The 13,155-nt window shown below is 66.5% G+C and carries 14 protein-coding genes; 5 read left to right on the top strand and 9 right to left on the bottom strand.

Annotated elements, in window-relative coordinates; translation table 11 throughout:
- Positions 1-121 precede the first annotated feature (121 nt).
- Positions 122-613, top strand: coding sequence for a hypothetical protein (locus tag EPO41_RS12660; protein WP_296325531.1), 492 nt, complete (start codon positions 122-124; stop codon positions 611-613).
- A 10-nt stretch (positions 614-623) separates the two neighbouring features.
- Here the strand turns inward: EPO41_RS12660 and EPO41_RS12655 are convergent, their stop codons facing one another.
- The 5 genes from EPO41_RS12655 to EPO41_RS12635 form a co-directional block, all read right to left on the bottom strand.
- Positions 624-2,216 carry an FAD-binding oxidoreductase gene (locus EPO41_RS12655; protein ID WP_296325529.1) on the bottom strand — a complete coding sequence of 531 codons (1,593 nt, stop codon included), beginning with the start codon at positions 2,214-2,216 and terminating at the stop codon, positions 624-626.
- Positions 2,217-2,243: 27 nt separating this feature from the next.
- On the bottom strand, positions 2,244-3,110 hold the full coding sequence (locus EPO41_RS12650) for a TauD/TfdA family dioxygenase (protein WP_296325526.1): 867 nt from the start codon (positions 3,108-3,110) through the stop codon (positions 2,244-2,246).
- 47 nt (positions 3,111-3,157) lie between these two features.
- Positions 3,158-4,207: an alpha/beta fold hydrolase gene (locus EPO41_RS12645; RefSeq protein ID WP_296325523.1), complete on the bottom strand. Its 1,050-nt coding sequence runs from the start codon at positions 4,205-4,207 to the stop codon at positions 3,158-3,160.
- Positions 4,204-4,611 (bottom strand): histidine triad nucleotide-binding protein, encoded by a 408-nt coding sequence (locus EPO41_RS12640; protein ID WP_296325520.1) that lies wholly within the window; start codon positions 4,609-4,611, stop codon positions 4,204-4,206. Before EPO41_RS12640 ends, EPO41_RS12645 begins: the two co-directional genes overlap by 4 nt.
- Before the next feature lie 91 nt (positions 4,612-4,702).
- Complete coding sequence (locus EPO41_RS12635) at positions 4,703-5,401, bottom strand: hypothetical protein (protein ID WP_296325516.1); 699 nt, start codon at positions 5,399-5,401, stop codon at positions 4,703-4,705.
- Between the two features lie 132 nt (positions 5,402-5,533).
- On the opposite strand from EPO41_RS12635, the gene EPO41_RS12630 reads away from it, so the two are divergent.
- Genes EPO41_RS12630 through EPO41_RS12615 form a run of 4 tightly spaced genes read left to right on the top strand, consistent with a single transcriptional unit; the run spans position 5,534 to position 10,094 of the window.
- Positions 5,534-7,369, top strand: a complete 1,836-nt coding sequence (locus EPO41_RS12630) for a hypothetical protein (protein WP_296325513.1) — start codon at positions 5,534-5,536, stop codon at positions 7,367-7,369.
- A gap of 11 nt (positions 7,370-7,380) precedes the next feature.
- Positions 7,381-8,589 (top strand): ABC transporter permease, encoded by a 1,209-nt coding sequence (locus tag EPO41_RS12625; protein WP_296325511.1) that lies wholly within the window; start codon positions 7,381-7,383, stop codon positions 8,587-8,589.
- Between the two features lie 3 nt (positions 8,590-8,592).
- Complete coding sequence (locus EPO41_RS12620; protein ID WP_296325508.1) at positions 8,593-9,261, top strand: ABC transporter ATP-binding protein; 669 nt, start codon at positions 8,593-8,595, stop codon at positions 9,259-9,261.
- Complete coding sequence (locus EPO41_RS12615; protein ID WP_296325506.1) at positions 9,258-10,094, top strand: hypothetical protein; 837 nt, start codon at positions 9,258-9,260, stop codon at positions 10,092-10,094. Before EPO41_RS12620 ends, EPO41_RS12615 begins: the two co-directional genes overlap by 4 nt.
- Positions 10,095-10,266: 172 nt before the next feature.
- Here the strand turns inward: EPO41_RS12615 and EPO41_RS12610 are convergent, their stop codons facing one another.
- The 4 genes from EPO41_RS12610 to EPO41_RS12595 all read right to left on the bottom strand — a co-directional run bounded on the left by EPO41_RS12610 (position 10,267) and on the right by EPO41_RS12595 (position 13,093).
- The gene (locus EPO41_RS12610; RefSeq protein ID WP_296325504.1) at positions 10,267-10,638 is read right to left on the bottom strand and encodes a phosphoribosyl-ATP diphosphatase; all 372 of its coding nucleotides are present in this window, start codon (positions 10,636-10,638) and stop codon (positions 10,267-10,269) included.
- Between the two features lie 91 nt (positions 10,639-10,729).
- Entirely contained in the window at positions 10,730-11,503 is a 774-nt protein-coding gene (gene hisF, locus EPO41_RS12605) for an imidazole glycerol phosphate synthase subunit HisF (protein ID WP_296325502.1), read from the bottom strand.
- A 7-nt stretch (positions 11,504-11,510) separates the two neighbouring features.
- A complete protein-coding gene (hisA, locus tag EPO41_RS12600; RefSeq protein WP_296325500.1) occupies positions 11,511-12,239 on the bottom strand; it encodes a 1-(5-phosphoribosyl)-5-[(5-phosphoribosylamino)methylideneamino]imidazole-4-carboxamide isomerase in 729 nt (242 codons plus the stop codon).
- 56 nt (positions 12,240-12,295) lie between these two features.
- Complete coding sequence (locus EPO41_RS12595) at positions 12,296-13,093, bottom strand: glutathione S-transferase family protein (protein ID WP_296325498.1); 798 nt, start codon at positions 13,091-13,093, stop codon at positions 12,296-12,298.
- Positions 13,094-13,155 lie beyond the last annotated feature (62 nt).

The raw sequence follows: 13,155 nt of genomic DNA, 5'->3' as shown, positions 1-13,155 counted from the left end.
GTTCGAGGACGTTCGTTTCAGTGCGACCGCAGTATCAGAGATTGCTCCCGAAGGAACCGGTCGACTAGGGTTCTATCGTCACGGTCGATACCTGGCCGGAGATCTCTGCAAAGGCCAGCCCATGATTCGTACGCTTATGCTTGTCCTGACGTCGCGATACACGATCGGAATCGTCTCGCTCCTGATCTGCATCCCGATGTTCATCACCCTGATCGAGGTCTCGAAGGTACTCTGGGTCAAGCCGGACATGAAGGAGGAGATGGATATCGTCACCGGCATCGGCATCATCATGATCGGCTGGGGCGTTCTCCTGGAAGAACGGCGGACCCTGCGCGAGATCTTCGGCCTGCTGGACGGACCCGACGAGGCATGGCAGGCGGCGATCGACCATGCCTGTCACAATTACGGCGTCGGCCAGCTCTCCATCGGCCTGATGGCCGAGATCTGCATCGAGCTGATCAAGATTCCCAACACCATCATCTACACCGGCGAGGTCGACGACTATCTCGTCGCCGCCGGCCTCTTCTTCGTGGGCGTGGGGGCGCTCCTGCTCATCCGTCACGTCCTCGTCATGCTGTTCTTCCTGCCGCGATCGGTTCCAGCCACCCACTGACACCGATCCGTCACGGATCGATCAGTACGCCGGGATTCATCATCCCCTTCGGGTCCAGCTCGCGCTTGGCGCCGCGCAGGGCGCGGGCGAAGAGCTCGGGCCGTTGTTTGTCGTAGAACGGCCGGTGGAAGCGGCCCACCGCGTGGTGATGCGTGGTCGTGCCGCCATGCTCGACGGTCGCCGCGGTGCAGGTGGAGAGGATCTCCATGAACTGCTGAAGCGCGTCCTTCCTGGGGTCGAACAGGCCGCCGAAGGTGAAGTAGAGGCAGGGCCCGTCGGGATAGACGTGGGTGAAGCGGCAGGTGACCGTACCTTCGCGGCCCGTCACCGCCTTGATCGTGTCCTTGGTGATCCTGGTGATCTTCGCGTGGAAGTCGCGCGTGCGCTCCCAGGTCATCGAGGTCTCGAAGGTCGAGGAGAGAATGCCGCGCGCCACCGCGTGCTCGCCATAATGCGGCGCGCGGATGAACTTGTTGCGCCAGGCGCCGGCGGCGCCGGAGCGGTGCGCGTTCTCGTCGTCGTCGCTGCGGTCGGCTGTGCCGCCGCGGGCCGCACAGATCTCCAGCGCGCGCTTCATCCAGGCGTCGAGCGGATGGTCGGGCGATTCGAAGGCCAGCACCAGCACGGCCTCCTCGTTGTCCCACGGGATACCGGGCAGTGCCTCGCGCGCCTCGAGCAGGCGGCAGTTGGCGGGATAGAGCCCCGCCTGGGTGATGTCGCGCACCGCATCGGCGCCGGCGTAAAAGTCGCGGAAGCGCACGCTGGCGGAGGCGCGGAAGGTCGGCTTCTTGCGCAACCGTACCCAGGCCTCGGTGATGATGCCCAATATGCCCTCGGAGCCGATGAACATCCGGTCCGGGCTGGGACCGGCGCCGGAGCCCGGCAGCCGGCGCGTTTCCAGGGTGCCGGCCGGCGTGACAACCCGCGTGCTCTCGACGAAATCGTCGATGTGCGTATAGAGCGTGGCGTAATGCCCGCCCGAGCGCGTGGCGATCCAGCCGCCCAGGGTCGAGCAGCGATAGGCCTGCATGTAGTGGCGCATCGTGAAGGGCGTGTCGCGCAGCGCGTCCTCGATCGCGGGTCCGTAGATACCGCCCTGGATGCGCGCGGCCTGGCTCACCGCGTCGACCTCCAGCACCTTGTCCATGTGGCGCGTCGAGATGGTCACGACCTTGTCGAAGGCGGCCGAGGGCTCGATGCCCTTCACCACCGACGAGCCGCCGCCATAGGGGATCGCCTTGGCGCCGATGCGGTCGCACCAGTCGAGGACCTTCACGATGTCCTCTTCGTTTTCAGGGAACGCCACCGCGTCGGGCGGATTGGGCACGGACCGCATGAACATGCGCAGCGTGTCGAAGCCCGCCTTGCCGTAGCTGTGCTCGAGCCGCGTCAGGTGATCGGTGCGGACCATCGCCTGCAGCGCAGCGGGGACATCGACCCGGCTCTTGCGCAAGGTGATCTCGTCGGCTTTGGGCGGCGGCTTCACGTCGAAACCGGAGAGGCCGTAACGCTGGGCGATCTCGGTCTCCCACGGCCGAATCTCGTCTTGGGTCAGGTCCTCGTCGGCGTAACCCCAGGCATAGAACTTCTTCTGCCGCCGCATGTTTCCTCCAGCTTCTTTTTCATTTTGTCAGGCCGCGAAGGCGATCGGCTTCGTCGTCCCCTTGATCTGCGTGCGATGCATGATGCGACGCGCCGATTTGTCGAACGGATCGCGGCGATGCATGGTCGAGCGATTGTCCCACATCACGAGATCGCCCACCTTCCAGGCATGCTGGTAGATGAAGCGCGGCTGCGTGACGTGCGCCCACAGCTCTTCCAGCAGCGCGTCGGATTCGGCCTTCGTGTAGCCCTCGACGTAGGAGTTGCGCCGGCGCCCGAGATAGAGCGTGGCGCGGCCGTTGACCGGGTGGCGCAGGATCGCCGGATGCCAGGCGCCCGGCGCGACCATCGGATCGTCGGTCGGCGTGACGCCTTTTCGCAGGAAGCCGCCGGAATTATAGGTGCCGTCGTGCTTCACCCTGCGGCCTTCGATCTTTGCGCGCAAGGCAGCGGGCAGGGCGTCGCACGCCGCCTGCATGCTGGTGAACCAGGTGTTGCCGCCGGTCGGCGGAATCTCCAGCGAGTAGAGCATCGAGGCGTCGGGCGGCACGTCGAGATAGCTCATGTCGGTGTGCCAGACCGCCTCGCCATCGCCCAGCGCGCCGATCGGGTCGCCCTTGGTGTCGAGCACGTTCGACACGACATAGATGTCGGGATAGCCCGGCGGGCTGATGCGGCCGCGCTCCTGGTTGGGCGGCGGGTCGAGTTCGCCGAAGCGGCGGCTGAAGGCCAGGAGGTCGTCGTCGCTGAGCTGCTGGCCGCGCAGCAGGATCATCGAATGCGCGTACCAGGCGCGCTCGATCGCGGCGAATTCCTCGTCGCTGAACTTGTGAAGGTCGACGCCGAGAATCTCCGCTCCGACGGCATCGGTCACCGGGCGCACTGTTACGGCCATGTTGCTCTCCATCCTTGCCGCAATGATCGGCCGGTCGCGGAATGCGATCAAGCACCCAGCGCCGGCACCAGCCACTTCAGCAGGGCCGCAGCGACCGCGGGCGAGAGCGGCCCGGCGAATCCCGGATCGAGCGGACCGGTCACGGCCTTCAGATTGTGACTGACCTGCGGAATCACCACGGCCTCGCCGGAGACGCCGCGCGTCCGCAGGGCGTCGATCAGCGGCTGGACATCTTCCATCGGGACGACCTGCCGGTCGGCGCCGCCCTGCACGAGCAGGCAGGGCATGCGGCTTTCGGCGAGCACGGCAGCGGGATCGAAGGACAGAAGCTTCTGCAGGAACGGGCCGGCATAGAGCGGAAACAGCAGTTGCAGCTCGGGCGGCAGGTTGCCCGGCACGCGGCCGGTTTCGAGGATGGCGGCGATCGCGCGGTCGGTCGGCAGGCGCAACGCCGGCGGCGCGTCGCGCGCGATCTGCGCGCGCAGGATCGCGTCGAGCCGGCGGCCCGGCGTGGCGGCCAGCACCAGCGCGTGCAGCTTCTTCGCGGCCAGGGCCCTGCTCGCAGCCAGCGCCAGCAATCCGCCCTCGCTGTGGCCCAGCAATGCGGTCGCGTAGGGCTTGATTTCGTCGTGGCGCAGCAGCTCGGCATGCGCGGCCTCGACGTCGCCGACGAAATTGTCCCAGGCGAAGAAGGCTTCCTGCTCTTCCAGCGAGCCGCGCGGCCGCGGCGTCGACTGGCCGATGCCGCGCTTGTCGTAGCGCAGCGAGGCGATGCCGTTGCGCGCCAGCAGCTCGGCGATGTCCTTCAGCAGGTCGATGCGATCCGGGGCCAGCGGATTGTTGCCGTTGCGATCGGTCGGGCCGCTGCCGGCGACCAGCACCATGCCCGGCACGTACTGGATCTCGCTGAACAGCGGCAACAGCAGGGTGCCGGCCAGGGTGACGCCGCCCTTGCCCGCGAAGCGCACCGGCTGTTCCTTGGTCTTGCCCCTGGCGTACCAGCCGCCGTCCGCCGGAGACCGCTGCGGCGGCTTCTGCGCCCAGGCCGCGCCGGGCGTGAGAATGCCGCCGGCCAGCAGGGCGCGGCGCCGGATCAACCGGCGTCGTCCGGCTTGGGCATGCTGCCCATCGCATGGCTCATCGTGCGGCCGCCGAAGATATGGACGTGGAAGTGAAAGACGAGCTGGCCGCCATTGGGTCCGTGGTTGGCGACGATGCGGTAGCCTTCGGGATCGAGGCCGAGATCGTGCGCCACCCTCGACACGGCGCGCCAGAAGCCGACCATCATCTCGGGCGGCGCCTTGGCGCCGAAATCGGCCTGGCTGATGTATTCGCCTTTCGGGATCACCAGCACATGCACCGGCGCCAGCGGCGCGATGTCGTGGAAGGCCAGCGAGAACTCGTCCTCGTGGACTTTCTTGCACGGCAACTCGCCGCGCAGGATGCGGGCGAAGACGTTGCTGCGGTCGTAGGCGGCGGTCATGGGGGTGGACGCGGACATGGCATGCTCCGGGAGAGGCGGTGGCCCTCTATATAGGCAAGCTTTGCGGACAGGCGGAATTCGAATGGCATGCCGGCCCGCGCGCCGGGACTCAACCCTTCAGTAGCCTGGGCCGGCCCGGCGCTTCAGCGGTGGCAGGCCGGGCTCGGGAGCGCAGGGCGCCGACGAGCACATCGCGCGCTTCGTCGATCTTGGCCGCGAGATAGGGAGAGCCGCCGGCATCGGGGTCGGCGCCGCGCATCAGGCGACGATGCGCGGTGTGGACGCTGGCGAGATCGGCCCCTTCGGTAAGACCGAGCACGTCCAGTGCCTCCTTGATCGTCATGCTCTCGTCTTCGCCTGCATCCGACGCGGCAGGTATGTGCCGTTGTGCTGAAGCAATCGGCGCCGTGCGCCGGAGATAGGCTTCGAGAAGTGCGGCCGCGTGTTGCAGGGCGCGCGGATCGGGGGGTATCGGGTCCTGCCACATGGGCGGCATTTCAAAAGGCGCGGGCTTCGGTCGAAGCTGCGCGAACGCGGCACGCAGCGGGACCAGGATCGCCCGCCACTTCAGGAACGTCGGTATGAGAATCATCGCCGCTCCCAGCAGCATCGCGCCCGCGTACTGCTCGCGCATGATCATCATCACGAGAAGAGGAATCGCCACGATCACGAGCAGCAGCGCCATCCAGCGCAGCGTGCGCACCATCGTCTTGGGATCGGAATGGAGAAACCAGTCGAGGAACTTCGCCGCCGTGGCGAGCACGGAAAGGCCGAGCACGATGGCGCTGATGATGACGGCATAGTCCATCAACGAACTCCTTCTCCGCGAGCCTACTCGCAACGCCCGTTGAAATCAGCGACCTCGACTGCAAATTTACCAATGCGTTTTGCAAGGAGTCGTGCTTAGACTCCGCGCATCAAAAAAAGGGGAGTGCAGCCGATGACTGAGCCCACCCGAGAAACACCGACCACTACGGTGCCGCAAGACGCAAGCGTCCCGCCTCTCATCACCCCGCTCGAACAAGGTGCGGAATCGAACCTTCCGACGGCGAAGAATCCGATCGACGAATTCCTGAAGCGCAACGAAGAGGTCCTCGCGAAGGACCGCGAGGAGTTCCAGGCCTATCTCGTCGCCAAGCACGAGCAGGCGACTCGCAAGGCGCGCGAAGAGGCGGCCAAACCCAAGGTCAAGACGAAGGTGAGCCGGCGCACGATGCTGAACGTCGCCGTCGGTACCGCGGCTGCCGCCGAGGTCGCCGTGCTGGGTTACAACGCGATGAACGGCGGTTCCTCGCCGGACAACGGCATCATCCGGGCCGTCGGCAACGGTGCGCAGCAATCGCCGATCACCCGCGAAGTCGTCGACTCGCGCGCCGACATCAGGGGCCAGAGCCTCGGCAACTGGGTGGCGCTGCTGCCGACCAAGATGGGCGGCGGCACCTACGCGATCGATCTCAACTCCAACCGCGTGCTGGCCTCGATCTGGTACTGGAACTACGGTGACTACAATCCGATCAGCCATCATCTCTGCGCCTTCCCGAGCTCCGATCCCACGCACGGATTCGAGTTCGTGAACTCGACGCAGGGCGGCATGAACTCACTGATCTACGGCATCAACACCAATGTGACGGCGGAGACTGTGCCGGCCGGCACCAACATCTACCGCGTGCGCTACGACGGCACGCAGATGCAGATGATCGAGAACGTGTCGGAGACGACCGGGCTCGGGCTCGGGGTGCACGTCACCGTCAACCCGAAGGACGCGCAGTCCTATTTCGTGACCGACGGGCAGAAGGACATCGCCGCCTGCTTCGATCGTACCACCTCGAAGGTGAAGGCCGCGCTTCGCTTCGACTGGACGCCGAACGTGCCCGAGCTGCGTGAAGCCTGGATCAAGGGCGGCACGCTCACCATCAAGAAGATCTATCCGGACGAGAAAACCGGCCTCTACGATTATCGCGGCACAAAGGGCAACAAGATCGACTGGGAAATGATCCCAATGGGCGAGCTGTTCGTTGAGGAGGGCTCGACCTCTGGCGAAGCGCCACTGACCTTGACCGGCGCCGACGGCACGATCTGGCATCCGGAAGGCCGCTGGGCCGCCACCGTCGTTCGCTTGTGCGGCGGCATCTGCATCCTCGATCCCGAGAAGAATTTCGAGCCGGCCGCCTTCCTGCAGTTCAACAAGGATTCGCAGGACCAGTACAAGGTCGAGCAGCTCGACAAGGACACGTGGCAGGTCGTCTTCGACAAGATCCATTCGCCGGGCCATGAGATCGGCTTCTCGCCCGACGGCAGGTTCCTCGTCATGATGAACAACCTGCGGGAAAACAACTGCTCGATCTTTTCCTGCAGCGATCCCGATCCGACCCAGTGGCGCAAGGTGGCGCATGTCGAGGATCCGCTGTGGCGCGGCAAGTATCCCAATCCGTTCCACATGGTCTTCTCGCTGGACAGCTCGAAGCTCTATCTTTCGATCCTGCATCCGTCGCCCGCCTATAGCGGCATCATGGTGATCGACACCAGGACTTGGACCATCCAGAAGGAAATCCAGGGCATCGGGCCCGACCTGCAGACGCCCGCCATCACCTACGACGGCAAATACGTGCTGACGCCGTTCAGCGGCTTCCAGCGCCAGTCGACCGGCATCGCGGTCATCGACACCGCCACCGATACGCTGATTGGCATCCTGCCGAGCAACGGCGGACATCATGACTGCGTGATCATCCCGACCAAGCTGGAGCACATGAAGCACACGCGCTCCTGCACGCTCTGAGTGGGCACGCTTTGAGGCTGCTCGCCAGCCTGGCGCTGCAGAATCTCGGACGCCGCAAGGCGCGCAGCCTCCTGCTGATCATGGCCGTCGCCGTGGCCAGCGGGGTCGTGTTCACCGGCGCGACCCTGATGCGCAGCATCGACAGCAGCATGGCGGTGGGCTTCACGCGGCTGGGCGCCGACATGATGGCGGTGCCCGAAGGCGCGCTCACCAACATCACCGCAGCGCTGCTCACCGTGGAGCCGACCGATCTGGTGCTCGACCAGGACCTGTTCGCCAGGGCGGGCATCGCCAGCGTGAGCCGCGCCGCGCCGCAGAAGATCGCGCGGGTCGAGCATTCGGGCATCGGCAGCCATCACGATTCGGTCGATCTCATCGGCTTCGATCCCGCCATCGACTTCACGGTGCGGCCGTGGCTGGTGGAGAAGCTCAATCGGGACATGCGCGCAGGCGATGTCATCCTGGGCGCTGCCCGCGATACGGTGCTGGGTTCGGAGCTGCTGATCTTCGGCAAGCCGCATACGGTCTACGGACGGTTGGGCAAGACCGGCGTGGGCACGCACGAGCGCGGCGTCTTCATGACGTTCGACACGCTCGAAGCGCTGGCCGGCTCGGTCCACGGACCCAGCGGTCCACCCGCGGTTCTCCAGAAGGGCAAGGTGAGCGGCTTCCTCGTCGAACTGGCGCCGGGCGCCACGCCGCTGCAGGCGCGCTTCGCCATCCTCTCGACCCTGAAGGGGGTCAAGGTCGTGACCGGCGATTCGACGATGAGCGGCATCCGCCAGGGGCTGGCCGCGCTGCTGAACGGCATCCTCGCCCTGATGGTGCTGATGTTCGCCAGCACCGCCCTCATGGTGAGCGTCCTGTTCTCGGCGATCGTCACGGAGCGGCGCGGCGAGCTCGGGCTGCTGAAGGCGATCGGTGCGCGGCGCGGCCAGATCGTGGGCATGATGGTCACCGAGGCGGTCATCGCCACCGGCGCGGGCGGCCTGCTCGGCGTGGCGCTGGGCGTCCTGGTGATGCGCCTCTACGAGCGCTCGCTGGTCTACTACCTCGAGAATATCGGCGTGCCCTTCGTCTGGCTCGACGGGCCGCGCATCGTGGTCGTCGCAGCGGCGGCGGTCGTGATGGCTTCGATCATCGGAGCCCTCGGTTCGCTCTATCCCGCCTGGCGCGCCAGCCGGCGCGATCCCTACGATCTCGTGCGCGGCGAGGGCTAGGCGATGCTCAGCTGCCGTGGCCTGCGCAAGGACTATGTCACCGAACGCGGCGCGGTGGCGGCGGTCGCGGGCATCGACCTCGAGATCGCGGCCGGCCGCTACGCCGCGATCATCGGGCGGTCGGGCTCGGGCAAGTCGTCCCTGATGGCGATGATCGGCGGTCTCAGCCGGCCCTCGCAGGGCCAGGTGACCGTCGACGGCACCGACATCTGGAGCCTGTCCGAGAACGCGCTGGCGGCGTTCCGCAACAAGCGCATCGGCTACGTCTTCCAGTTCGCCAGCCTGCTGCCGACCCTGCGACTGGTCGACAATGTCGCCCTGCCAGCGATGCTGGGCGGCGGCGGCAGATCGTCCGCGACCTATGCCCGGGCGACAGCGCTGCTCGGCCAGATGGGGCTGGGCGAGCATCTCGACGCCTATCCGTCGGAGGTCTCGGCCGGCGAGCAGCGTCGGGCAGTGATCGCCCGCGCCCTGATCAACGAGCCGGCGCTGATCCTGGCCGACGAGCCGACCTCGGACCTCGACGAGCAGACCGAGATCGAGATCATGGACGAGCTGCTGGCGGTCAACCGCGAGCGCGGCACGACCCTGGTCCTGGTCACGCACAATCTGGCGCTGGCCGAACAGGCCGAGCAGATCGTGCACATCGCCCACGGCATGATCGTGCCATGAGCGATCAAGCGCCCCCGCAGGACAAGGATGCACTGATCGCCGACCTGCGCCGTCAGCTCGGTGCCGCGCAGTCCGAAGTGCGCGTGCTGCGCCGGCGTCTGGGCGCGGCGACCCCGGTCGAGACTCCGCAGGCACAGGGCGGCCTGCTGAACGAGCTGCGCGAGGCCGCGCCGCGCAAGGTCGAGGCGCCGGCCAATATCGCCGTGAAGCTCGGGCGCCGCTTCGATCTCTGGCGCTCGCCGGTGCTGGTCGGGCTGGTCATGCTGCTGCTGACGGGCTTCGCGATCGATGCCGGCGTCGGCCTGTACCAGGCGCGTGCGTTGCGCGAGGCACGCCAGGCGCGGCTGCTGCTCGAGAACACCGCGACGCGCTCGCTCTATGTCGAGCTGAAGGGGATTTCCTACGAACCCGACGGCAAATCCTACCGCATGACGCTCTTCCTGCAGAACGTCAGCCCGAAGGGCCCGCTCTACGTCATGCTGAACGCCGTCGTGGTCTACGTACAGGCCGGCATGGTCTGGCAGCAGGTGCCGTCACGGCCGGCCGAGGGCGTGAGCTGGGGGGTCGTGAAGCTGGTGGACGGCTACACCTTCGACGTCATCTTCACGCCCGACGTCCAGAACTGGGCCGAGCTGATCCCCGGCTACATGCACGTGCGCATCCAGTCGGACCTGCTGGTCAGCGAGAAGGCCCAGCCGGGCAACGACGTCGTGGAGCGCCGCACGCCCTACTATGTGTACCTGAAGCCGCACGGCGCCAACGACGAGGACATCAAGGCGCGCAGCAAGTCGACCCGCACGCCGCCCATCTTCATCCCGATGCCGCCTCATTGAGCGGGAAACAGTGGAATTACCGCCTCTTGTCATCGCGAGCGGGGTAACCGCCCGCTCTGGAGCGAAGCGAAGGATCTAACGCCAGCTACGGAGTACTTCGGTCGTTCCGCCAGGTCCTTCGCTTCGCTCAGGACGACAGATTGCGACCAACTCAACCCAACTTTGGCCGTTGCTACCGCTTGCGTGACGCCTTCTCGGCGATGCCGGACAGGCCTTCGCGGCGGGCGAGTTCGTCCCACACCGACTTGGGCTTCACGCCGACGGCGGCCCACAGGGTGAGCAGGTGGTAGAGCATGTCGGCGCTCTCGGCGACCAACTTGGGCTTGTCGCCCTGGATGCCCTCGATCAGCGCCTCGACCGCTTCCTCGCCCAGCTTCTTGGCGATCTGCTGGCGACCGCGGCTGAACAGGCGGGCGGTGTAGGAGGTTTCCGGGTCGGCGCCCTTGCGGCTGTCGATCACGAGATACAGGCGATCCAGCACGTGCTCGTCGATCGTGACGATGCTCGGCCTCTGTGCCTTCTTGGCTTTTTTCTTCTTCGCCATCCGAGGGGAACTCCGCCGCCGCCCTTCGGGCGGGCGATCGAAAACTTCACTACGCCTCTTGGACGGGCGCCGTGATGATTCTACGCCAAAATCATGCCGCGCGCGAGATTTGTCGTACCGGAACGCCGGCGCGCGCGAGATGTTCCTTCGCCTGCGCGATGGTGAATTCGCCGAAGTGGAAGATCGAGGCGGCGAGCACCGCCGAAGCGCCGCCCTTCGTGACGCCATCGACCAGGTGATCGAGCGTGCCGACGCCGCCCGACGCCACGACCGGTACCGGCACGGCATCCGACACCGCGCGAGTCAGTTCGAGATCGAAGCCCGACTTCGTGCCATCGCGATCCATCGAGGTGAGCAGGATCTCGCCCGCGCCCGACTCCGTCATGCGGCGCGCCCAGTCGATGGCGTCGAGGCCGGTGCCCTTGCGGCCGCCATGGGTGAAGACTTCCCATTTGCCGGGACCGCTGCTGCGCGCGTCGATCGCGACGACGATGCACTGGTCGCCGTATTTCTCCGCCGCCTCGCGCACGAATTCCGGCCGCGCCACGGCGGCCGAGTTGATCGAGACCTTGTCGGCGCCGGCCAGCAGCAGGCGGCGGATATCCTCGATCTGGCGCACGCCGCCGCCCACGGTGAGCGGCATGAAGCATTGCTCCGCCGTGCGGCCGACGACGTCCAGGATGGTGTCGCGGTTCTCGTGGCTGGCCGTGATGTCGAGGAAGGTGAGCTCGTCGGCGCCAGCGGCATCGTAGATGCGCGCCTGCTCGACCGGGTCGCCGGCGTCGCGCAGGCCGACGAACTGTACGCCCTTCACGACCCTTCCGTCCTTCACGTCGAGGCAGGGGATGATGCGAACCTTCAGCATGGTGCCGCTACTCGCCTTTCAGGATGCGGATCGCGTCCGGCACCGTCACGCGACCGTCATAAAGCGCGCGGCCGACGATGGCGCCGACGATGCCGAATTCCTCGGTGGGCTTGAGCTCGCGCAGATCGTCGAGCGAACTGACGCCGCCCGACGCGATGACCGGGGTCGTGAGATGCTGGGCGAGGGTGACCGTGGCGTCGACATTGACGCCGCCCATGGCGCCGTCGCGGTCGATGTCGGTGTAGATGATGGCCGAGACGCCGGCATCCTCGAACCGCAGCGCGAGGTCGAGCGCGCGCACAGTGCTCTGCTTCGTCCAGCCGTCGACCGCGACGATGCCGTCGCGGGCATCGATGCCGACGGCGATCCGCCCCGGCCACTGCTTGCAGGCGGCCTTCACCAGACCCGGCTCCTTGACGGCGATGGTGCCCAGGATGATCCGCTGCACGCCGGCGTCGAACCACTGCGAGATGCTCTCGATGGTGCGGATGCCGCCGCCCAGCTGGGTCGGCACCTCGACATCCTTCAGGATGCTCTCGACCGCCGCGCGGTTGACCGGATGGCCCTCGACGGCGCCGTTGAGGTCGACCAGATGCAGCCATTCGCAGCCGGCATTGGCGAAGGCCTTGGCCTGGGCGGCCGGACTGTCGTTGAACACGGTGGCACGCTGCATGTCGCCGCGGAGAAGGCGCACGCACTTGCCGTCCTTGAGGTCGATCGCGGGGAAAAGGATCATGGCGGCCGGGGTTTAGCGCGAGGCGCCTAGGGACGCCACCCCTTCCGGCGGAGCCCTCAGCCCCTGCCGATGCCCAGGATCCCGCCGATCAGGCGTCCGATATGAAACTTCGTCCATATATCCGCAGCGGAAAAGCCGGGACGTGCCTGCATGGCGCGCCAGTAGCGCGCAAGCGCCGGGCGCCGCGGAATCTCGTCGCCGAGACCGGCGAATTCCATGCGCCCGAGGAACACGGTCCAGACGACATCCGCAACGCCGTAGGCGGGCGGGACAAGCACCGGGCGGCCGTCGCGCAGCGTTTGCTCGAGCCGGTCCATGAACCCGATGGCCTCAGTGCGGCGCCGCTTCGAAAGCGCGACGACGGCGTCCGGTTCGAAAGCCTTTATCCGGCCGGCAAAGACCGCGGCACGGGCTTCGTAGACGGAAGCGAGATCGGGATTGTGGGCGGCATGCGCCAGCAGCTGGCGGCGGGCCGCTTCCAGCCGCTTCGGGATCATGATCCGGGCGAGGGGATTGCGGGCGAGAATCCCGCCGAAAGTCAGTTCCTCGATCGGATACCCATAGTGAAGGTCGACCCAGTCCTTCGTCTCTGGGTCGCTTGCGGCGCCGAGCGCATATTCGGCGATGTCACGGCTCTGGACGAGAACGCGATCGGCCAGCACCAGCGTCGGCACGGTCATGCCCGGATTGATCCGCACATAGTCCGGCTGCTGCTGGCTCAGCCGGTAATGGATGTCGACGAAGACGCGCTCGTAGGCGATGCCGCCTTCGGCGAGCGCGAGGCGCGCGATCATCGAATAGTAGGAGGACGGCGTCTGATAGAGGCGGGGTCTTGCGCCGGCGGACTCTGTCATGACCGTTCACCCAGGATGAAGGAGCAGCAAACTTTGCAGGACGACGGGCGTCGGGCAACCGG

The organism is Reyranella sp. (assembly GCF_004297265.1).
Taxonomy (GTDB): domain Bacteria; phylum Pseudomonadota; class Alphaproteobacteria; order Reyranellales; family Reyranellaceae; genus Reyranella.
Note: the sequence above shows the minus strand (reverse complement) of the source record. Positions and strands in the feature narration are given on the sequence as shown.